Origin of the sequence: Pokkaliibacter plantistimulans (assembly GCF_003194385.1) — a bacterium.
GTDB lineage: Bacteria > Pseudomonadota > Gammaproteobacteria > Pseudomonadales > Balneatricaceae > Pokkaliibacter > Pokkaliibacter plantistimulans.
The window spans coordinates 58623-80500 of sequence record NZ_LAPT01000005.1 but is presented as its reverse complement, the minus strand read 5'-3'; the positions used below and the strand labels follow the sequence as shown (position 1 = coordinate 80500).

Genomic DNA, 21878 nt, shown 5'->3' with positions numbered 1-21878 from the left:
TGGTAACCGCAAGGGCTGATGTTCCTTGTTTTCCGCTCCTCCTGACTAGTCCGGCAATGGCTGATGCTGGCTTCCGCCCGGCTTGAAGTCGGCAGGCTCCAGATTATGACGTGCCAGTAGTTTGTAGAAGTCAGTGCGATTGCGTTGTGCAATTTTGGCTGCCTGGCTGGCCGAGCCTTCGGTCAGCTTCAGCACCTTGATGAGATAGTTACGCTCGAACTGATTTCTTGCCTCGATGAATGAAGGGAAACTCTCGGCCTGCTCGGCTAACGCCTGAGAAACCAGCCCCTCGGTAATCATCGGTGTAGAGGTCAGGGCGACGCACTGTTCAACGACATTGACCAGCTGCCGTACGTTGCCGGGCCAGGAGGCACAGCTCAACAGGGCCAGGGCGTCGGGAGAGAAGCCTTTGACGTAACTTCTGTGGCCGCTGGCTGCTCGTTGCAGCAGGTAGCGGGCAAGTAACGGGATATCTTCCGCTCGTTCACGTAGCGATGGCAGCCGCAGATTGACGACATTGAGCCGATAGAACAGGTCTTCGCGGAACTCCTTGGCTTCGATGGCTGCCTTAAGGTTGCGATGGGTGGCAGACACTATGCGGACGTCTATATCGACGGCTTTGGTGCTGCCCAGCGGGCGGATTTGCCGTTCCTGCAGGGCGCGAAGCAGTTTGACCTGCAGCGGATAGGGCATGTCGCCTATTTCATCCAGAAACAGCGTGCCACCATGAGCAGCCTGAAACAGCCCTTCATGATGGGTAACGGCGCCGGTAAAGGCGCCCTTCACGTGGCCGAAGAGTTCCGACTCCAGCAGCTGTTCAGGTAAGGCACCGCAGTTGATCGCGATGAAGGGTTTCTTGTTACGGGGGCTGGCCAGATGAATGGCTTGCGCCATCAACTCCTTCCCGGTACCGCTGGCGCCACTGACTAAAATACTGACATCTGCCTCTGCTACCCGTTTTGCCTGCTCCAGCAGTGTTTCCATCAGTGGACTTTGCGTGATGATGGCTGCACGCCAGGTTTCGCTGGCGTCGGGGGTGCTGTAATGGGAACAAGCTTTCTCAAGGGTTTCCAGCAGGGCGTTCTTATCAATGGGTTTGGTCAGGAAGCTGAATACGCCTTGCTGGGTTGCACTGACAGCCTCTGGAATGGATCCATGGGCGGTCAATAATATTACGGGAAGCGTGGGGTGGCGTTTTTGAATATGGCCAAACAGGGTCAGGCCATCCATCTCATCCATCTTCAGATCGGAAATCACCACCTGTGGATGGCGGCTTTCAATCAGCCCCATGACCTCCGTAGGGTGCTCGGTGCTGATCACCTCGTAGCCACTGGCATTAAGGCGCATTGTGAGCAGCTTAAGCAGGCTGGGGTCGTCGTCGACGAGAAGTATTGGTCCGTTCAGGCTCATGAGTTAAGTGTCGAAATGAGTAGTGTTATGGCGCGGGCTGTCAGGGCTTGGTATTGCCACTGCCAACGGCTTCATTGGGAGCCAGTTTTTCCTCGATTGCAGTAAGGGCTTTGATCTTGCCTTCAAGATCCGATATCTGGCTTTGTAGCTGATCATTATTTTTCTGGCTCTTCTGCAGCATTCTGATCAATGCAAGCTGCTGCTGATTACTCTCGCTCATCAGATTCAGCAGGCTGCGGCTGTCATAGCTCAGATTCGGGGACAGCTTTTGCATCAGGCCAGCGACCTTTTGTCGCTGCTCCAGCGTAGCATCAGTTGAAGTGTAGGCAACAACTGCCAGTACAGGCGCTGGCCAGGGCTGTTTCTGGCCCTGTTTCTTTAGCCAGCGTTCTCTTTCGACATACGTCATTGCATTGAGCTGGCGTTGAATGTGCAGCAGTTGCTGTACTTCCTGTGCTGCACAGCTGCTTCCGGCACCGCTTAATCGGCAGCCACTACCACTACTGGCCGTGTTCTGTTGCAGGGTCTGGCATCCACCAAGCACAAACATGCTCAGTACCAGAGGGATGGCTTTGTTAATCATGGTCTAGTCCATTGCTGGGCTGAGTCCGAGAGGAGCGGCCGCAGGGCCGGTCAGGAAGATTACACCGCGAGGTGTTCAGACTCTGGCAGTTCGATACGGAAGCATACATCAAAGCCATGGAGATCGTGCAAGGTAAGGCTGCCGCCGTGAGCTTCTATGCAGTCTCTGGCGACACTCAAACCGATCCCTGAACCTTTCAACGGACCCAGGCGTTGAGACTGCCCCTGATAGAAGGGCTCAAAGATACGAACTCGTTCCGCAGCCGCAATGGTCTGCCCGGTATTGGCGACATCAATGATCAGTCGGTTGTTGAGAGTTTGCCAGGCAACCAATATCTGACCTTCCCGTGCGCCATAGTTGATGGCATTGGAAATCAGATTGTCGAGGCAGCGTTGCAACTTGTGCCTGTCGACTGGCCAGCTCAGAGCATCACCCTGGGTTTGCAGGTGGATCTGCTTCTGTTGCACGCTCAGCTGATGCAGTGTGACTACTTCCTTGATGAGAGTGGGCAGTTCACATGCACTCACTGCCATTGGCAAATTCTGATGGAGCATGTTGTAGTCCAGCAGTTGCTCTATCAGACGCTGTAGTTGCTGGCTGTTATATTGCATCAGCTCCACAACCTCCTGCTGCGAGGTGTTGAGCTCTCCCAGTACACCTTCCCCCAATAGATCAGCGCCTTCGCGCAGGCTGGCAAGTGGCGTTTTGAGTTCGTGTGACATGTGTCGCAGAAATTGCTTTTTCTGCTGTTCGAGAGATGCGAGTTGCTGATCCAGCCAGTGCAGTTTGCCGCCAAGATTAGCCAGCTCTGCCGGACCTCCAATCCGATTGGAAGGAAGTGCCTTACCTTCTCCCAGCAGTGTGATCATTTTCTCCAGACGGCGAACAGGGCGGGTAATGACCAGACCACTCATGATCATCAGCACCAAGCTGAGGGCGAGTAGAAGGGTTGAGGAAAGCAGCAGGTGAGTGCGGGTGTCTTCGTTGAAGTGGTTAAGCTCATCGAGACGCTGATTAACCAGTTTGTCCACGCTGTCGCGTAGCTGTTCAGTCTTGCTATCAATCTGGGTCAAGACAGTATCAAGCTCACTGGCAGTATCCTGGCCACTCACGAGGTCAGGCAATGGGACAAGCAGTTGTTCCAGTTCCTGGTAGAGGCCGCCAATATCTGCCTGCTGATGTTGTAGCTCCAGCAAGTTCCTGAAGCGGTCCAGTTGTTGTGAAAACAAGGTGTGTAAGCTATCGGCTCGGACGACCTGGAACTGTCGTGCCGTGCGCTCCAATTCGATGGAGAGGCTGACCAGTTGTTGACCCCTTTGAGTCGTCGACAATGCTTCCTGACTGTACTGCTGCATCCGACTGGCAACAGTGTCTAATGAGTGGGTGGTTTCATAGATCAAGTACAGGAGAGGTGCTGTAACCAATACAAAACCCAGCAACACGAGCTGGAGTAGTGTTCTTGGGCGCCAGTGACGGCTAATAGTGGACGTGGCAGGCATCGAGGGGCGAAAGTTCACTGTGAGGAGACGGGGAGGATGCCTTAGCTTAGTCAGCATGATGAAAATGACAATGGTCGGTTAAGATCGTGGCTCTTACCCATAAGGAGTACGAAGCAGTCTTAACTTTGAAAGTTGGCAAACTCTTCAGCACTCAAAACACCGTCTTGATTTACATCCAGCTCGGCGAATTGGAGGCTGAGGGCTTCGTTGATTTGGGCCTCGCTGACACTGATGGTTCCGTTCTGGTCTTCATCGACCTGATTGAATGCCTCGTTTCCAAGGGCATTAGCCGTACCGGAAACCACCAGACACAAGGCAAGCAGACTGATTTTCTTCATCTGTGCAGGGTCCTTTAGCTGAGGTTCTACTGCTTTCTGTCACGACTGCCAGGAGTCGTAATACATGACAAAAAGGCAACCCGGCCATACGTAATGCATTTTCATCCTGAAGGGGAAAGCAATACGCATTGCGGCCGGACACCTTGCTGGAGATGCCAACCAGCCTCTATCCATAGCGGCTGGTCTGATCCTTCTTGGATCTCTACATCCTTGACGCGGTCATCCTGACCTGTTCGTCCGTGAACTGCTGGTGATGTTGGATGAATATCACCTCCTGCTCGCAACTGGCTTTTACTTCCCTGACAGAAACCAGTGCTGACAATCCATTGCTCTGAGCTCCCTTATTGGAAATGCCTGTCCTTTTCCTCACCTCATGCAGAGGCGCTGCATCCTGCATCCAGACGTAGCAAATACGTGAGCACTACGATGAGCTTGTCTCTCCTTGTTTACGTCCTGAACAATCGTAGGTCAGATCCATCCCTGTTTGGGCTTCCTGCCTGATCTCACATTCCTGTGGGATCATTTGACACTCGTGCCAACCCTGGCTGGAGTACTTGTCAAAACACTTTTGCGCTCAAGACCGAAGCTGCTTGAGTTGCTTGAACTCGCTAAGGTCCAGGGTTTTACTGTTGTCTTTGTCCAGTTGTGAGAACGCCGCTTTCAGACCCGGCAGCTGTGCAGCCTCTGCTGGCTGTAACTGTTCATCGTGATTACTATCCAGCTGGTAAAAGAGATCTTCAATCACGGTGCTGGCATCTGACTGACGAAACGGTATTAACAGAAGCAGCAGTGCGACCAGAACCACCAGATGGATACCAACACCTGTATAAATACCTGTGCGTGTCATGGCGCAGTTCTCACGTTCTTTCAAATGTTCATTGCTTGTCACGCTCTTGCCGACTCACTCAGAGCAGGAGCTACTTTTGTATAAGTGCTCGCCGACAGGCATGATCGCAGAATGTGTGACGCTGCTGGACAAAAAGGCTTCCGGGGTGGCTGTGGCAGTCGGTTTAGGATGAAGCCTTCTTGCCCAGCACCGCATTTGCGGTTGCGTCACAGGGTATATTTCAAACCTCGTGCCATCTTTTTAAAAGCACAATAAAAACAACGATTTAGATGTTTTATTTGTGTGATTTAGTAGGAGAGAGAAAGTTATTCCTCCTGATGAGGTCTGAAAGTGTCGCTAAATAGAGACATCTTTAACTGAAGGATGTTGATAATTTCAGTTAGTCGCAATAACAACGAGGTTTTGCTGTTGTTGCTGATTTGCGACGACCAGTAGTTTCTGCCATTTAAAGTGTCATTAAATGGCGACACGCCGCTAAAAGCGACTAGTCATAAATTCAGCACATGCAAGGTATCGCCGTTATACTGCTCAGGCAGCGGGTGAGGTTATTTTGATGGACTTCACCAGCTGTCAATTAAGCTATCCCCGTTGACAGGAAACTGAATGAACTCAGCTGCAAGTACCTGGTTGCCCGTGAGCCAGGTTATCTCTCGCAATCTTTCTGTATTCGAAGCGTCATCATCACTGCTGGTGGTCAATGCTCCAGAGATAGGAGTATGGCAACAATGGAGCGCAGATACGGTTCTGCATTTTTTCTCGCAGGATTTTCGCGTTCATAGCGAATTGCGGCTGGCAGGCTTTCAAAGCCATTTTGCTGCTGTTGTTAATGAGCTGCCAGACAATGCTGATGTTTTGTTGTATTGGCCCAAGTCAAAAGAACTAGCACGTATGCTGTTAAGCATGCTGTTAAGTCATATGGAGACAGGACGGCAGCTCTGGATCGTGGGAGAACATCAGGAAGGCGTGAAAAGTGCGGCTAAGATCCTCCTCGAGGACCATGAAATCGAGCTAAGTAAACTGGACAACGCGCGACGCTGTACTCTATACAGAGTAACAGTGGATCGGGCGTTTCCTGTTTTTGATATCGAGACTTGGTTGCATTATTCAAGTGTTGTCCTGGACGACACCGAATTGCAGGTTGTAAGTCTACCGGGCGTATTCAGTCTTGGTGAATTAGACGAGGGTACAGCATTATTACTGCCCAATATGAAGTTGCCTGAGCAAGGTCGTGTTCTGGACTTTGGCTGCGGAGCAGGCATTATTGGGGCAGTTGCAAAACGACGAAATCCGCAGCTGGATGTCGAATTAATTGATGTGAGTGCCTTGGCATTGGAAAGCGCCAAGCGCACACTGGCTCAAAATGGCATAGAAGCGCTGGTGTATCCGAGCAATGCGTGGTCGGATATCGAGGGGCGATTCAAAGTGGTACTGAGTAATCCACCGTTTCACACGGGAATCAAGACGGATTATCGGGCAGTGACCGAACTGATTGCACAGGCTCGAAAAAAGATCGTGTATGACGGCTGGCTTGAAGTGGTCGCCAACGCGCATCTTCCCTATGAAGGATGGTTGCAGGAGCAGTTCAAGCGTGTTGCCGTTGTGGCTGAAACAACGAAGTTCAAGGTGTATTCAGCTAGGGGGTAGCAGTTGACGCCAATGTTGCGGTGTTAGACAGCGTTCAGGGAAGAACAATGGGATATCAAGTAACGAGGCTGGTCGCCAGGAAAGGCTCAACATTTGGCCTAAGATGAATTTTACAGTTAGGCAAATAACTATGCGTGAATATGTGAATTCAGCCTGGGTTGCATGTGTATTCAGAACACTGTTAAGCCTGGGGATAAATGCCAGTGAACTCTTTGCTCGTTTCCAACTGAAAGAAGAGGATCTCAGTTGCCCAACCGCAGTGATGGATGCTGAACGGTTGAGGCTGTTATGCAAGGAAGTAGAAAAAACTCATCCTGACTTCGGTCTGTTGGTGGGACTCCATCTTCATCCCATGAGCTTCAACAGTCTGTCTTTGGAAGTGTTGTCCCAGTCCAATCTGCTCAAGGCATTGCAGGCCTATGGTGACAATTTTCATCGTATCTGTAATCTGGGTGAGGTGGTGATCGAGCAGACTGCAGACTATGTAGAAATTGGCTTGGTGCCCAACCAGGATTTTGACAGCATTTCTGCTGCCTTGGTGGACGCTAATCTGTCTACCATTGTTACCTTGAGCCGGTTTGTGACTGCCTCACCTATCAAGCCTATTCAGGTTGTCCATTACAACAAGGTTATGTTCCCTCGCTATGAGGAGTTTTTTGCTGCTCCTGTTATTGCCGATGGTTTTCGGATAGCACTGCGCTACAGTGTGGAGGAGGCGACCAAGCCACTGTATTCCTACATTGAAGGGCAGGGTGAGGAGCTCCGGCGGTTCATTTCAGACTCCTCGCCCGTGGCGCTGGGGCAGAAGGTCAAGCTAATCATTGCTAAAGGCTTGGGGCAGAAGAAGGTAACTCTGGAGTATGTTGCGGCGCAGCTGTACATGAGTCCCCGTTCATTGCAGCGCAAGTTGTCAGAAGAAGACCTGTTGTTTCAGGATTTGCTGGAAAACGTGCGTCGCCATCGTGCCCGAGTGTTATTCACCAATCCGGACATCCCTCTTATCAAGGTGAGCAGCCAGTTAGGATTTCAAAGTCAGAATGGCCTGAGCCGATTTACGCGGGCATGGATGGATATGAGTCCGCGGGAGTTAAGACGTAAGTGGACTCCTGCTCGTGGGCAGCAGGTTGATGTGATGGAAGCGATGTCCTGATGTAGCTGTTTGAGATCTGCGTTCAGCAAGCTGAACTAAGAAAGGAGGGGCGCTCAGGCGCCCTTTCTGCTGTGCGGGAGATTTAGTTTGCATCATTTACATCGTCCGCAATCGCTAGCAGAGGAGTCAGTAGCGTGGTGTCTCTGCAAGGGCGTCCATTGGCTGTCATGGCTGCACAGGTGAAGCGGCCTTTTACCATCAGTTTATTGTCAGAAGTACGAAGAATTGCTTGCTCGAAGATGACTCGAATCCTGCCTTGGCGCGCAACCCTGAGTACAACCGTGAACTCGTCCCCACTGCTAAGCGGGGCCAGATAGTCCAGCTCGGCACGAGCAACAACAACATGAATACCTGCACGGGTCAGTTCTGCGAAGTCTAAACCTATTTGCTTGATGAACTCATGGCGGCAGTGCTCCATATAGTTCTGATAAACGGCGTTGTTCACTATGCCCTGCATGTCGCATTCATAGTCGCGTACGCTTGTGGTGATCATGTAGTGAGGCGTAACCATCATTCTTACCTTATGTTTATAGAACTATTCGAGTTGGTAGAGGTGCTTCGTATTGTCAGGCTTGAAGATGGTTGAAAAAGCAGCACTCAGACAACGTGTCTGTACAGATGCTGCTCAGGGTGCTGCATTAGCCCGATTTTGCGCGGCTTAGACTAAAGTATTCCTGCCTTGCAGAACAACCGGAATCTAGATGTTCTGCTCGCTATTGCTGTCTTGTTCACAGGGTTGTCCAGATTTTCTGTGGATAAGATGGCAGTGCAGGTGAGGTCTGAGACGGATATCAGTAGAATGAACGCCTTATTCTGGAAGAGGTGCTTATGCGCGTTTGTGGAGTTGAGTTTAAAGGTGGTGAGGCCATTGTGGCACTGCTAGAGCGTGACCGTGGACTGTTTCACTGGTTACCCTGCCGTACCAATCGTATCACGCTCAAAGATGATGCCAACGCCGAGGGGATCCGTCATTTCCAGTTCACCTTTGCCAAGCTGATTGAGGATTACAAGGTCGATCATGTCGCCATGATCAGTCGTCCACACAAGGGACGTTTTGCTGGAGAGGGGGCGACTTTTAAAATGGAAACGGCTATTCAGCTGATTGAAAATTTGAACTCAACGCTGTTGGAACCCAGTGACATCAAGAGTGTTTTAAGTCGCTTTCCGGTAAATGAACAGGATATTGGGGTCAAGCGCTTTCAAAAAGAAGCGTTTCTTGCCGCCTATACTTGGCTGAACAAGCAGCTGGCAGGTACTGAGTAATACATTGAGTATTTCTCGGTCAGCAGTGGAAAGCCTGATGCCACGTGGCTTTCAGGCTTTTTCCTGAGCTTTTCCACAAGACTATCAACCCTAAGTGGGGATAACTCGTCGATTAGCCTTTCCAGAGGATGGCTGTGACTTCATCACCGTCCACCTTCCACCATTCATCCGGATCTTGCTGCTCTTCCCAGCCACTGCGAATACAGCGCACCTGGCAGGACAGCATCTTGCTGGCTTCTTTGGCGCAATCCAGATCGGTTTCCCAGGGAGTGGCTGCCGAGTCAAACCAAATGCTGGTGAACTCCTTACCAGCTGCCCGTTCTACAATCACGATCGGAATTCCCTGAACCTTGGCCTGCTGACTGTCACCACGTTTCTTAAACGGCGGCAGCTCGCCAAAGCACTGTTCCAGCCAGGAGCGGATGCTCTCAACGGAGGCATTTTTTACATAGATTTCTATGTCAGGATGTCGGGGCATATCAGGTGTCCAGGAAGCGTACTAGCCAAATCAGCAAAATCATCAGGTAGCCACTCAAAGCGATCAGCCCTCCGATGACTGCGGCGGCAATGCCCACCGTGCCTACCCAGTACTCTGTCTGAGGTGGCAGGTGGAACCAGGGGGCCACGATATGTATAGCGACCCCGGGAAAGAATAGCAGGGCTCCGACCAGCATTCTGATCAGGTAGCGCAATGGCTGTTCACTGCGTGCCCTGATGGCGTCGAGCCAGGAAGCCAGTATGGCCATATCAGCTTAAAAGCCGCGCCATAATATTCTCATACAGGTCAGACAGCGTATCGAGGTCCTTGCTGCGAACACATTCATTGATCTTGTGAATGGTGGCATTGACCGGGCCGAGTTCGACAACCTGAGCCCCCGTTGGTGCTATGAAACGGCCGTCAGAGGTACCGCCTGAAGTGGATAGCTCGGTGTCATAGCCAGCAACAGCTTTGATACTTTCGACACAGGCGGCAACCAGATCACCCTCAGCTGTCAGGAAAGGGTGACCACTAAGGGTCCACTTTAACTGGTAATCCAGACTGTGTTTGTTCAGCACCGCCTCGGTGCGCTGTTGCAGCTGTTCTGCTGTGCTCTCAGTGGAAAAGCGAAAGTTAAACTGGACGTCTACTTCACCGGGGACCACGTTGGTAGCGCCTGTACCAGCATGAATGTTGGAAATCTGGAAACTGGTGGGAGGGAAGAAGGCATTACCATTATCCCATCGGGTTTGTGCCAGTTCAGCCAGTGCAGGAGCTGCTTTGTGAATGGGGTTGTCCACCAGGTGGGGGTAGGCAACATGTCCCTGAATCCCTTTGACCTGGAGATGGCCGCTGATAGAGCCGCGGCGGCCATTCTTGATGATGTCACCTACCTTCTCTGTACTGGATGGTTCGCCGACTATGCACCAGGTGATCTTTTCCTGGCGTGCTTCGAGGGTTTCTATCACTCGAACCGTGCCGTTGATAAAAGGGCCTTCCTCATCGCTGGTGATCAGGAACGCAATAGAGCCTTTGTGGTCTGGATGGTGATCGATAAAGCGTTCAACAGCTGTGATCATGGCTGCCAGGCTGCCTTTCATGTCGGCTGCGCCACGGCCATACAGATAGCCATCCCGGAAGCTGGGCTCGAAAGGCGGGCTGTCCCATTTTTCCAGTGGTCCGGTAGGAACAACATCGGTATGGCCAGCAAAGCACAGTAGAGGGCCTTCCGTGCCACGGCGGGCCCAGAAGTTATCGGTATCTTCAAAACGCAGACGTTCTATCTGGAAGCCCAGAGCCTGCAGGCGCTCAATCATCAGCTCCTGACAGCCAAAGTCTTCAGGTGTCACGGAGGGGCGGCGGATCAGCTCGGCAGCCAGGGTCAAAGTGGGGGAGAGTGTGGTCATTGCTCAACTATCTTGCAGAGTGGCGAGGTAATGTTGATAGAACTGCTTGGCGGTGCGTCCACTGTGGCTGGCTCGCCCCATTGCAAAAAGGCGGGCTGCCTGGTGCAGCGCTGATCGGTCAGTGTTAACGTCCCCGAACAGCTGATCAACCATGGTGAAGTAGGTGTCCCAGCTGGTTGGGTAAAAGGACAGCCACAAGCCAAATCGGTCTGAAAGGGCCATCTTGTCTTCAACTGCATCGGCGTAGTGGATCTCTCCATCCACGACCTGCGTTTGTTGATTATCTGACATGTGTTCAGGCAACAAGTGACGTCGGTTGGACGTGGCATAGATGCGCACGTGCTCAGGAGGGAGTTCCAGCCCGCCTTCCAATATGGATTTCAGTGGCTTGTAGCCCACTTCACCTTCTTCAAATGACATGTCGTCGCAGAAAATGATGAAGCGATAGGGTTCGGCTTCCAGCAGATCAAGAATTTCCGGCAGCCACAGTAAGTCCTCTTTGTCGACCTGAACAATTCTGAGCCCCTGTGGGGCCAGCTCGTTAAGTAACGCTTTGATAAGTGAAGATTTTCCGGTCCCTCTGGAACCCCATAGCAGCGTATGGTTACTGGGCTGGCCTTGCAGAAAGTGCTGAGTATTGCTCAGAAGTGCCTGCTTCTGACGTTCCACGCCAAGCAAGGATGTCAGACGAACAGGATCGAGCCGACTGATGGGCCGCAACTGATGAGTGTGGGCGCGCCATACTGCCGCGTAGGTAGTTTTCCAGTTGACGAATGACATGGGGCTCTCCTTCAGCGCCCCATCATACTGAGCTGAACCGAGGTAGGCCAGTCGCTTGGCCTACCAGCCGGTTTGAATGCAGCGTCCTAGGTCACAAACTGATTGAGTTCACTTCCCAGCGCTCGCAGTTTCTGGGTGACGGTCTGCTCTTTATGGCGCGCAGCTTCCATCATGGCCTGAGTCTGCTCTGATAACTGACGGATATGGCTCAGGCGTTGGCTGATGGCCTGACTGACCTGATTCTGCTGGTCGGTCGCACTGGCAATCTGCACATTCATGCTGTGAATGCTTTCCACATTGGACAAAATGTCACCTAATCCACCAGCACCATCATCCACGTTGTTGACGCCCTTTTGTGCCCAGCTGCGGCTGCGCTCCATGGCGGTACGAGTATCCTCCATGCCTTTTATCAAACGCTGAATGATATCTTCGATCTCTTGTGTTGAGTCCCCAGTCCGGCTGGCGAGGGTGCGTACTTCGTCGGCAACTACCGCAAAGCCTCGTCCGGACTCTCCGGCTCTGGCTGCTTCAATGGCAGCGTTCAATGCCAGCAGATTGGTTTGTTCGGCGATGCCACGAATGACATCAAGGACGGAACGGATGCTGTCTCCTTCCCGGGAGAGCTGCTGACTGACGCTCTCACCAGTCTCAATTTCTACTTCGAGTTCACGCATGGTGACAATTGTCTGTCGTGTGAGGTTTTCGGCGTGACGTGCCGCAGTGCGGACGCTGTCTGCGGCTGCGGAAGCCTGACCAGTATTGTTAGCGATCTGCTCAATACCCTGACTCATTTCAACGACGGCATGGGCCGCATCGGCGATGGAAGCATGCTGTTCAAGTAACCGCTGCTGAGTCTGCACGCTATGAGCGTTGACTTCACTATTCGCGCTTATCACATCGGTCATGGTGGTTTGCATATGGCTCACCAGCTGATGTATGCGGCTGACGAAACCATTGAATGCCAGGGCCAGCTGACCGACCTCATCCTTACTCTTGGGCGCCAGGGCAATGGTGAGGTCTGCATCATCAGTATTGAGTTTTTGCAGCTCCCTGGTGGTCAGTAATACCGGCCTTACTACCGAGGAGGTGACAAACCAGTAACTCAGAAGGATGACGGCGAGACCTGCCAGGAGGCTACCCCAGAGAATGGACTGGCTAAGAGTTTTGATGCCCGGCAGGGTAGATGTGTAGGCATTTACCTTTGCCTGGCTGTCCTGTTGCAGTGCATTTAGTGCACCCAGCAGATGCAGGGACTGATCGCTCAAATCATTGAATAATCCATCCGCTACGGCGCCCATAAAGCGCTGATCAAGCCAGCTATCTCGGGAGTGGCGATAAGTCGTCAGCAGTTTATCCAGCTGCTTGGCTTTATCAGGACTGAGAAAGCCGTTGGCAAAGACCGCATTCAATGCCTGCTCTGCACTGTCGCTGGCCTCCTTCAGCTGTTGCAGTGCGTCGGGGTCGTCAGGTTCGAGTAGCAGTCGATAGAGAGCAATTGTCTGCCGTTGAATGGAGAGGCTGCCCTGAGTGAGGTGGTCAGCATGGTCGCGAGCAGGGCCAGTAACGTAATCCAGCGCCTGACTGAGTGATCTGCCTACCCAAATGCCGATACCGCAGGCAGTGAGCAGGGTCAGGCCGATGAGCAAGTAACTAATACCTACCTTGTGTGCCAGTTTCATCTAGAGCGATCTCATTGTTGTTTTTGTGAATGGAGTTCACTAAATGGTGACCTTAAAAGAGATGGCAGAAACTGTAAAGTAGACCTAGGGCGGGCATTGTGATGCCGGGTAGGTGTTGGGAAGAGAAAAGAAAAACGGGGCCGTCTGGCTAATGCCAGTCAGTTAAGCTGACTGGCATTTTTATTTCTGGTCGGATACTTGGACGGCTTGGGCTTGACCACCCGCGGGTAACTGCGATCCTCGCGTCGATGAGGCAGGACGTAGTGCATGGCCGAAGCCTGTAGTTCGGCCAGGTAGCGAGGGATGTTGCCAGGATGCTTCAAAGAGACCCCGTTCAAGAAGCCCAGAATCGCCCAGGTGCAAGCGGTGAAGCTCATTTCACAGGGGGAGATGCCAGGGCAGTGGCGACTCATTTCCAGCATTTGATAACGCAGCAGGTTGTACCCCAGTAGTACGCCCCACCGTTCTTGTTCAATCATTTCCGGCGTCTTACTACGCAGTGTGTAGTGACCCGCGAGCATGCCTTGCTTCAGTTCTCGATAGCCCAGTTCGATTTCCCAACGCTGGCTGTACAGATCCACGATGTCGTCGGGTGGGAAGCGCAGAGGATCGATCATCGAGGTCAGTACCTGCCGCACTTTGCCCTTGATGGTTTTGCTTAATAACCGAGCCTGTAGCGTGTCTGGCAGGTCGGGCCATTGCTTACGCGCCTGCGGCGAGGTCTTTAGCGAGACGATGGCATCGTGGCGCCCTAACTTACGCAGCACCTCGTATTGAGCATCCTTGCGCAGCGGCAGTAACCAATGGCGCTGAGTGCCTGTCTGTTGCCAGCGATGAAGTAACCCCAGTGAATAGAAACCACGGTCGAACAAGGTCAGCGAGTGATCGGGTGTACTGTCGATCAGTTGTTCGGCCAGTTTCATCTCGTTGCTGTGGTAGCCGGCAAAAGCACTACTCACCAGCATATGGCTGGTCAGCTCCATCTGGCAGACCATGCGAACTTGGGGATAGCCGGTATCTGAGCAGGCGCAAACCGGCCCACGTGGGGTGGTTGGCGCTGGCATGCCAGCGTTGTTGAGTCAGGGAAAAGACTTCTCGCACCGCAGCGTTGCCCAAGCGCTGGCGACCTTGCCCAATGGCACTGGGCGCGACCAATGGCCTTTGCCCTGGCAGCATGATGTCCATACGGCTCGCGGCATCCCAGGCTGACATCCGGCGAAACAACGCCATGGCGATCACGCACCCGATCATGGCTTCAAGAGGGAGACGTCGTTTACGCAAAGTCGCCACTCCCGCCGTTTCCAGTGCGGTGCTAACCAGCTCTGGATCAAGCAGCGCCTCCAGCTCGTCAAGGGAGTGAGTAGCAGAAGCCACTTCGTGAGTCAGTGCCAAGGCGCGGGAAAGTCGCATAAAAAATCCGATGCTCAAAACAAGCATCGGATTTTCGTTTTAGGGCGCAAAAGGTCAAGCTGTTGGGCTTAACTGATTGGCATTAGGCCGTCTGGCCCCGTTTGGTGCGTCTACTATACCGGTCAGTTGTGTGCGTGCAGCGCTTCATTCAGCTCAATGGCTGACTTGTTGGTCTTGCACTCGATGCGGCCGGTTTGTGAGTTGCGACGGAACAGCAGGTCAGATTGCCCTGCCAGTTCAGACGCCTTGATGGTTTTGACTTCCTGGCCCTGGTCATCCAGCAGAGTGACTTTCGAGCCGCCGGTCAGATATAGGCCGGCTTCCAGAGTGCAGCGATCACCCAGTGGGATGCCCAGACCGGCATTGGCGCCTAGCAGGCAGTTTTCACCGACAGAGATCACCACATTGTTGCCGCCGGACAGGGTGCCCATGGTGGAGCAGCCGCCACCCAGATCCGAACCCTTACCAACGACCACACCTGCAGAAATACGGCCTTCGACCATGCTGGTGCCGAGAGTGCCCGCATTGAAATTGACAAAGCCTTCATGCATCACGGTCGTACCCTCGCCCAGATGCGCACCCAGACGAATACGGTCTGCATCACCGATACGAACGCCAGCAGGGACGACGTAATCTGCCATGCGCGGGAACTTATCGACGGAGACTACCGTCAGCCATTCACCTTTCAGGCGTGCCTGCAAACGACGATCATTCAGCTCGTCCAGAGCGATCGGGCCCTGGTTGGTCCAGGCAATGTTGGGCAGTAGACCAAACATGCCAGTCAGATTCAGCTGGTGCGGTTTGACCAGACGGTTCGACAGCAAATGCAGCTTCAGGTACACCTCGGCCAGGCTGGCAGGGGCCGTATCACTTTCCAGAATAGTGATTACCAGTGGCTGTTCTGAATCCTGGCTGATGGCCAGCAGTTCTGCCAGCTGCTCATATTCAGCCTGGGTCAGGGCCGTCGCCAGGGCTGGAATGCTGTCCTTATCCAGAGCGATCACCTGATTGCCACCCTCGTATCCCAGCTGGTGCTTGAATACATCCACCAGTGCAGCGGTGGGATTCAGCAGGGGATAGGGGTAGAACACTTCCAGCCAGGCTCCTGCCTGAGACTGGCTGCCGATACCAATCCCAAGGGCGAGGTGGGATGTGCTCATGGTGTATCTCCTATATCTGTCATTGTGATTAAAAACGGTAAGGCTTCAGTGACGGCTGACTCAGCCCAGCCACTGAGCGTAGTCTGCTTCTTTGAATCCGAGGTGGCGGCTGCTGCCCGTATCCAGCAGAGGGCGTTTGATTAATGCAGGCTGTTCCAGCATCAGTGCAATCGCCCGTTGGTTATCCATATCGTTTTTCTGTTCGTCACTGAGCCCACGCCAGGTAGTGCCACGAGTGTTTAGCAGCGCTTGCCATCCCAGCTCATCACACCAGCTTGTCAGTTGTTCCTGAGTCAGGCCATCCACCCGGTAATCATGAAAGCGATAGTCCAGCTGCTGGGTTTCCAGCCATTTGCGAGCCTTCTTGATGGTGTCGCAGTTTTTGATCCCGTACAGGGTGATCATCGGTAAGTCCTGTGTCATGGCACTTGTCAGTGGCTGGCTATTTTAGAGACGTGACTCAACGAAACGGCGGATACGCTGAGCCGCTTCCACGCATTCTTCCAGTGTTGCCACCAGTGCCATACGTACGTGGCCTGCGCCGGGTATACCATCCGCTTCGCGAGACAGATAGCGGCCAGGCAGTACAGTGACATGCTGCTCATTGAACAAGTCGCGTGCAAAAGCTTCATCATCCCCACCGGCTACCTGCGGCCACAAGTAGAAACCCGCGTCTGGGCGACTGACTGTCATCACGTCGCCGAGAATATCCAGCACAGCGTCAAATTTGCGGCGATAGAGGTCGCGATTCTGTTCGACATGCTGCTCATCATCCCAGGCAGCGATGCTGGCCTGCTGTACTTGTACCGGCATTGCACAGCCGTGATAGGTGCGGTATCGAAGGAAAGCTGTCATCAGTTCGGCATCTCCGGCGACGAAACCGGAGCGTAGTCCTGGCAGATTGGAGCGTTTGGACAAACTGTGAAAAACGGCACAGCGGCTGTAGTCGTGACGGCCCAGTTTGGCACAGGCTTCCAGTAACCCCATCGGAGGCTGCTGCTCATCGAAGTAGATTTCCGAATAGCACTCATCCGAGGCGATGACAAAATCATACTGATCAGCCAGCTCCAGCACGCGGGCAAAGTCTTCCAGCTTCATTACCGCGCCAGTCGGGTTGCCTGGGGTGCAGAGAAACAGCAGCTGGCAACGTTGCCAGATTTCTGCAGGAATGGCGTCGTAGTCGGGGCGATACTGGTTTTCTGCGGTGCAGTTAAGGAAGTAAGGTTTTGCCCCAGCCAGGAACGCTGCACCTTCATAGATTTGGTAGAAAGGATTGGGGCTGAGTACCAGGGGTTCAGGCTGGCTGCTGTCAATGCACGCCTGGGCAAAGGCAAACAGCGCTTCCCGCGTGCCGTTGACGGGCAGAATATGACGTTCGGCGTCCAGACTGCCTTCAGTCAGCTTGAAGCGACGTTGCAGCCAGCCGGCAATGGCCTGGCGCAGCTCTGGAAGCCCCTTGGTGGTAGGGTAGACAGACAGCCCGCCAATGGCATTAATCATGGCCTGTTCAACCATCGCCGGTGCGGCGTGCTTGGGCTCACCGATGGACAGTGCGATATGACGCAGGTGAGCGGGCGGTGTCGTTCCGGCCTTGAGCGCTGCCAGGCGCTCAAAGGGATAAGGCTGAAGGTCTTGGAGATGGGGATTCATCATGGTCAGATCTGGGCCAGTTCATCGAGTTGTTGACAGATGGCGGCGCGCAGGGCATCGCGCTGTGCGGGGTCTTCCAGCGGCTTGCCTTCCTGCGTGGTAATAAAAAATACGTCTTCTACACGCTCGCCCATGCTGGCGATCTTAGCGGTCTGCACAAATACGTCGAAGTCGTAGAAAATTTTACCGAGGGTAGCCAGCAGGCCTGGGCGGTCAGGAGATATGACCTCCAGCACCGTCCGCTTGTTGTTGGCATCATCGCTGATGTGCACCTGGGTCGGCATGGTGAAATGCTTGAACTGCCGTGGTACACGCTTGCGGACGATATCAGGGAACTCATCAGGTGCTGACAGTACTTCTTCCAGATAGCTCCTGATCTGGCTGATACGCTGGGGGTTATGGCCCAGAGACTGGTTGTCCTCATTCAGGACGATAAAGGTATCCAGACTGAAGCCATCACGCGAAGTGATGATGCGTGCATCGTGAATGTTGAGATTCAGTTGCGACAGTGCCGCAGTGGTTGCAGCAAAGAGGTCGTCCTGATCCAGGGTGTAGATAAATATCTGTGTGCCGCCTTCATGGGCCCGGCTGGTGGTTTCGCGAATGAGGATCAGTGGCCGGGTCTGGTCCAGATGATTGAGGATGGCCTCTGTGTGCCAGATGATGTCGCGTACACTTTCCCTTACGAAGTACTCATTGGGCAGTAAACGCCACAGGCGATTGACGGCGACTTCATCCAGTCCCTGCTGCTGCAGTCCCTCCATGGCATCTTTCTGGATGTCCTCAATCAGCTCAGAAATATTGATCGGCTCGTCCAGCCCCTTGCGCAGCATGTGCTTGGCATCGGAGAAAAGCTGGCGTAATAACGCGGCCCGCCAGGAGTTCCAGAGATTGGGGTTGGTGGCGTTAATGTCAGCCACGGTCAGCACAAAAAGGTAGTCCAGATAGATGGGGTCACGTACCTGCATGGCGAAATGCTTGATCACTTCCGGGTCGGAAATGTCGCGGCGCTGCGCAGTCATCGACATCAGCAGATGATGGCGAACCAGCCAGACAACCAGAGCGGTGTCCCACTTGGGCAGCTTGTGGCGACGACAGAAGGCCAGTGCATCCTGCGCTCCCAGCTCCGAGTGATCGCCGCCCCGGCCTTTGCCTATGTCGTGAAAAAGCCCGGCCAGATAGAGCAATTCAATCTTGGGTAGTTTGTGAATCAGGCTGGATACGATGGGGAAGCGGTCTGCTACTTCTGGATGACGGAACTGCCGCATCATCAGCAGTACTTTCATAGTGTGGGCATCGACTGTGTAGACATGAAACAGGTCGTGCTGCATGCGTCCAATAATATCGTTAAAGGAGGGAATATAGCGGCCCAGTATGCCATAGCGGCGCATGCGGTTGAGTTCCGTGGAGACGCCTTCCTGACTGCGTAATAGCTCCATGAACAGGCTGGTATTGCGGATGTCGGCTCGGAACTTGTCATCAATGAGATGACGGTGCTGGCGCAGCAGACGAATGGTCGCTGCTCGTACCCCCTGCACTTCCGGATGCTGGGCGCGCAAGACAAACAGCTCCATCATGGCAAAGGGGTAATACTGGAATATCTTGTCGTGGGTAACTTCGAGGTACTGATTGCGAATCTGAAAGCGGTTGTTGAGGGGGATGACGGTATCTTCTGCTTCCTGCGTGAGGATGGTTTCCTCAAAGTGCTGTAACAACAGGTCATTCAGTTCGGCGAAGTAGCCTGCAACCCGGTAGTACTTGCACATGAATTGCTCAATGGCCAGTGAGCCGGGTTCGTTCTCATAACCGAAAAAGGTCGCCAGCGTCTGCTGATAGTCGAACAGCAGGCGGTCTTCCTCCCGACCGGTAAACATGTGCAGGGCATAGCGGACAGTCCACAGATACTCCAGGCCCTGGTTGATGCTCTCCAGCTCCTTCACGGTCAGAAAGCCATGGCTGACCAGCTCACTCAGGGACTCGGCGCCGTAGTGGCGCTTGACTACCCAGCCGATGGTCTGGATATCTCTCAAGCCACCGGGGGAGTTCTTGATATTCGGCTCCAGATTGTAGCCAGTTTGCTGGGTTTTTTCGTAGCGAGCCCGTTGCTCTTCGCACTTGGCCTTGAAAAAGGCTCGCGATGACCAGGCATCCTCAGAGGTAACCTTATCCTGCATTTCTACTCGCAGACTGGCTGGACCAATCAGTGTACGAGCTTCAAGCAGGTTGGTTGCTATGGTCAGATCATCCCTGGCCTGTTCGTAGCATTCGGACACGGTGCGAACGCTACTTCCTACTGCCAGCTTGATATCCCATAGAAAGGTCAGAAAGGCGGCAAGGGACTCTTCATACTTACTGGCATACAGCTCATCGTCCATCAGCACCAGCAGGTCAATATCGGAGCAGGGGTGTAATTCGCCCCGACCGTAACCCCCGACCGCCACCAGGCTGATGTCATCGTCTTCAGGCAGTTGATGCCAGGCCCACGCCTGGCGTAACAACTGATCCATGAACCAGGCTCTGCCGTTGATCAGGCGACGAATGTTGTGGTGTTCGCGAAAACGGTGGTCCAGCGTTGATTTGGCGTGCTCAATGGCTTTCTTGAACAGAGGAATACTGTGACGGGTACGTCCCAGATCCTCACGGAAAGCAGCGACATCGAAAAGCTCAGTATCGTCTGGATAACTGTCCACAGGCAGAGCCATAGTTGTCTCCCAAAAAGGCTTAGATGCCGGTTTCATCCTTGCGCAGGGTCAGAATTTCCACGCCGGTGTCGGTCACCAGCAGGGTGTGCTCCCACTGTGCGGATAAACGGCGGTCAACGGTTTCTACCGTCCAGCCGTCCTTTTTTGACAGCTTCACATGACGCTTTCCAGCATTAATCATTGGCTCGATGGTAAAGATCATCCCAGGCTTGAGTTCGACCCCGGTGCCTTGCTTGCCGTAATGCAGTACCTGTGGGTCTTCGTGGAATTCAGCCCCGATGCCGTGGCCACAGTATTCTCGTACCACGGAATAATGATTGCTTTCAGCGTACTGCTGAATGGCATGGCCAATATCGCCCAGACGTGCGCCGGGTTTGACCAGACGAATACCGATATACAGACATTCCTTGGTGATATCAGTCAGGCGCTGAGCGTGTGGTATAGGTTTGCCAACGTGAAACATCGCACTGGTATCGCCGTGGTATCCATCTTTAATGACAGTGATATCGATATTAATGATGTCACCCTGCTTCAGGGGCTTGTCATTGGGGATGCCATGGCACACAACATGGTTCACAGAGGTGCAGATGGATTTGGGGAAACCGTGGTAATTCAGGGGAGCCGGAATGGCCTGTTGCTCATTCACAATATAGTCATGACAGATACGGTTTAATTCATCCGTCGTTACTCCGGGCTGAACGTGGGGTTCTATCATTTCCAGAACTTCTGCGGCCAGGCGGCCGGCAACACGCATCTTGGTGATTTCTTCCGGGGTTTTGATCTTGACAGTCATGAGGCTGGGTCTGGCTCCATAGCGAAAGACTCCCCAGTGTCGATGGCATTCTGCGGCTATCGGGCAGGGAGTTGAGGACGTTGGCCATTGTACACAGATTGCAGCAACGGGAAAAATTGCCGTGTAACTTTTGCTGGACAGGGTTTTGTGGTATAACACCGGCGCTTAAAGTGGCTAACCCCGATATGCATATGTTGCGGGAGCGATTTTAAACATCAACAGTGTTAAATCACACATGTGCCGACACAGCATCCGAGGGTGCCCTGAAAAGGGTCGGAGACTGGGGTACATGGAGGCCTAACCCTAACATCTAAAGGAAAAATCATGGCAAAAGTTACCATGCGCGACCTGCTGAAAGCAGGTGTACACTTCGGTCACCAGACTCGCTACTGGAACCCCAAGATGGGCAAATACATCTACGGGGCTCGCAATAAGATCCATATCATCAACCTGGAGCACACTCTGCCCATGCTGAATGATGCGCTGGATGTTGTTGGCAAAATGGCTGGTAAAAAGAACAAGATCCTGTTCGTTGGTACCAAGCGTGCAGCTGCTGAAGTTATCAAGCAGGAAGCTACCCGCGCCGGTATGCCTTACGTAAACCATCGTTGGTTGGGCGGCATGCTCACCAACTACAAGACCATCCGTCAGTCCATCCGTCGTTTCCGTGAGCTTGAAGCACAGAAACAGGACGGTACTTTCGACAAGCTGACCAAGAAAGAAGTCCTGATGCGTACCCGTGAAATGGACAAGCTTGAGCTGTCTATCGGTGGTATCAAGGATATGGGTGGTCTGCCTGATGCCCTGTTCGTTATCGACGTTGAGCACGAGCGCAATGCCGTTCTGGAAGCTAACAAGCTGGGTATCCCTGTAATTGGTGTTGTTGATACCAACAGTGATCCTGCTGGCGTTGACTACGTAATTCCGGGTAACGATGACGCCCTGCGTGCAATTGAAATCTACGCTAAGTCAATGGCTGATAGCGTACTGGAAGCTGTAGCGCAGAACGCCGATGGCGACAAAGGCGAATTCGTTGAAGTCAGCGAAGACGCAGAAGCGGCAGCTCAGTAAGTAATTCACTGAGTT

General features: G+C 53.2%; 20 protein-coding genes and 1 pseudogene. 4 read left to right on the top strand and 17 right to left on the bottom strand.

The window, feature by feature from the left end:
• Positions 1 to 45: 45 nt before the first annotated feature.
• From WH50_RS02000 to WH50_RS01975, 5 genes are all read right to left on the bottom strand, one after another.
• Complete coding sequence (locus tag WH50_RS02000) at positions 46 to 1347, bottom strand: sigma 54-interacting transcriptional regulator (protein ID WP_279305896.1); 1302 nt, start codon at positions 1345 to 1347, stop codon at positions 46 to 48.
• 103 nt (positions 1348 to 1450) lie between these two features.
• A complete protein-coding gene (locus WH50_RS01995; RefSeq protein WP_110185794.1) occupies positions 1451 to 1993 on the bottom strand; it encodes a hypothetical protein in 543 nt (180 codons plus the stop codon).
• Between the two features lie 59 nt (positions 1994 to 2052).
• Complete coding sequence (locus WH50_RS01990) at positions 2053 to 3066, bottom strand: sensor histidine kinase (protein WP_165838272.1); 1014 nt, start codon at positions 3064 to 3066, stop codon at positions 2053 to 2055.
• A gap of 545 nt (positions 3067 to 3611) precedes the next feature.
• Positions 3612 to 3830, bottom strand: coding sequence for an EF-hand domain-containing protein (locus WH50_RS01985; RefSeq protein ID WP_110185792.1), 219 nt, complete (start codon positions 3828 to 3830; stop codon positions 3612 to 3614).
• A 574-nt stretch (positions 3831 to 4404) separates the two neighbouring features.
• Positions 4405 to 4719 carry an EF-hand domain-containing protein gene (locus tag WH50_RS01975; RefSeq protein WP_133251214.1) on the bottom strand — a complete coding sequence of 105 codons (315 nt, stop codon included), beginning with the start codon at positions 4717 to 4719 and terminating at the stop codon, positions 4405 to 4407.
• A 561-nt stretch (positions 4720 to 5280) separates the two neighbouring features.
• Here WH50_RS01975 and rsmC point away from each other — a divergent pair.
• Together rsmC and WH50_RS01965 are read left to right on the top strand one after the other, a co-directional pair.
• A complete protein-coding gene (rsmC, locus tag WH50_RS01970) occupies positions 5281 to 6321 on the top strand; it encodes a 16S rRNA (guanine(1207)-N(2))-methyltransferase RsmC (RefSeq protein WP_110185789.1) in 1041 nt (346 codons plus the stop codon).
• Between the two features lie 103 nt (positions 6322 to 6424).
• Complete coding sequence (locus WH50_RS01965) at positions 6425 to 7471, top strand: helix-turn-helix domain-containing protein (RefSeq protein ID WP_110185788.1); 1047 nt, start codon at positions 6425 to 6427, stop codon at positions 7469 to 7471.
• 82 nt (positions 7472 to 7553) lie between these two features.
• Here the strand turns inward: WH50_RS01965 and WH50_RS01960 are convergent, their stop codons facing one another.
• Positions 7554 to 7985, bottom strand: coding sequence for an acyl-CoA thioesterase (locus WH50_RS01960; protein ID WP_207780134.1), 432 nt, complete (start codon positions 7983 to 7985; stop codon positions 7554 to 7556).
• Positions 7986 to 8299: 314 nt separating this feature from the next.
• Between WH50_RS01960 and WH50_RS01955 the strand changes: the two genes are divergently transcribed.
• Positions 8300 to 8734, top strand: coding sequence for a DUF3010 family protein (locus WH50_RS01955; protein ID WP_110185786.1), 435 nt, complete (start codon positions 8300 to 8302; stop codon positions 8732 to 8734).
• A 112-nt stretch (positions 8735 to 8846) separates the two neighbouring features.
• Here the strand turns inward: WH50_RS01955 and WH50_RS01950 are convergent, their stop codons facing one another.
• The 11 genes and pseudogenes from WH50_RS01950 to map form a co-directional block, all read right to left on the bottom strand.
• Positions 8847 to 9212, bottom strand: a complete 366-nt coding sequence (locus WH50_RS01950; protein WP_110185785.1) for a hypothetical protein — start codon at positions 9210 to 9212, stop codon at positions 8847 to 8849.
• A gap of 1 nt (position 9213) precedes the next feature.
• Positions 9214 to 9480, bottom strand: coding sequence for a hypothetical protein (locus WH50_RS01945; protein WP_110185784.1), 267 nt, complete (start codon positions 9478 to 9480; stop codon positions 9214 to 9216).
• 1 nt (position 9481) lies between these two features.
• Positions 9482 to 10618, bottom strand: coding sequence for a succinyl-diaminopimelate desuccinylase (gene dapE / locus WH50_RS01940; protein ID WP_110185783.1), 1137 nt, complete (start codon positions 10616 to 10618; stop codon positions 9482 to 9484).
• Between the two features lie 3 nt (positions 10619 to 10621).
• On the bottom strand, positions 10622 to 11398 hold the full coding sequence (locus WH50_RS01935; RefSeq protein WP_110185782.1) for an ATP-binding protein: 777 nt from the start codon (positions 11396 to 11398) through the stop codon (positions 10622 to 10624).
• Between the two features lie 86 nt (positions 11399 to 11484).
• The gene (locus WH50_RS01930) at positions 11485 to 13077 is read right to left on the bottom strand and encodes a methyl-accepting chemotaxis protein (RefSeq protein WP_110185781.1); all 1593 of its coding nucleotides are present in this window, start codon (positions 13075 to 13077) and stop codon (positions 11485 to 11487) included.
• 158 nt (positions 13078 to 13235) lie between these two features.
• Positions 13236 to 14487, bottom strand: a pseudogene (locus WH50_RS01925) (IS4 family transposase).
• A gap of 122 nt (positions 14488 to 14609) precedes the next feature.
• Positions 14610 to 15647, bottom strand: coding sequence for a 2,3,4,5-tetrahydropyridine-2,6-dicarboxylate N-succinyltransferase (dapD, locus tag WH50_RS01920; protein ID WP_110185780.1), 1038 nt, complete (start codon positions 15645 to 15647; stop codon positions 14610 to 14612).
• 60 nt (positions 15648 to 15707) lie between these two features.
• Positions 15708 to 16052, bottom strand: a complete 345-nt coding sequence (locus tag WH50_RS01915) for an ArsC family reductase (RefSeq protein ID WP_110185779.1) — start codon at positions 16050 to 16052, stop codon at positions 15708 to 15710.
• A 42-nt stretch (positions 16053 to 16094) separates the two neighbouring features.
• Entirely contained in the window at positions 16095 to 17297 is a 1203-nt protein-coding gene (gene dapC, locus WH50_RS01910; protein ID WP_110185809.1) for a succinyldiaminopimelate transaminase, read from the bottom strand.
• A gap of 5 nt (positions 17298 to 17302) precedes the next feature.
• The gene (locus WH50_RS01905) at positions 17303 to 19999 is read right to left on the bottom strand and encodes a [protein-PII] uridylyltransferase (RefSeq protein ID WP_110185778.1); all 2697 of its coding nucleotides are present in this window, start codon (positions 19997 to 19999) and stop codon (positions 17303 to 17305) included.
• A 19-nt stretch (positions 20000 to 20018) separates the two neighbouring features.
• Complete coding sequence (gene map / locus WH50_RS01900) at positions 20019 to 20792, bottom strand: type I methionyl aminopeptidase (protein WP_110185777.1); 774 nt, start codon at positions 20790 to 20792, stop codon at positions 20019 to 20021.
• A 324-nt stretch (positions 20793 to 21116) separates the two neighbouring features.
• On the opposite strand from map, the gene rpsB reads away from it, so the two are divergent.
• Positions 21117 to 21863, top strand: a complete 747-nt coding sequence (rpsB, locus tag WH50_RS01895; protein ID WP_110185776.1) for a 30S ribosomal protein S2 — start codon at positions 21117 to 21119, stop codon at positions 21861 to 21863.
• Positions 21864 to 21878: the final 15 nt, after the last annotated feature.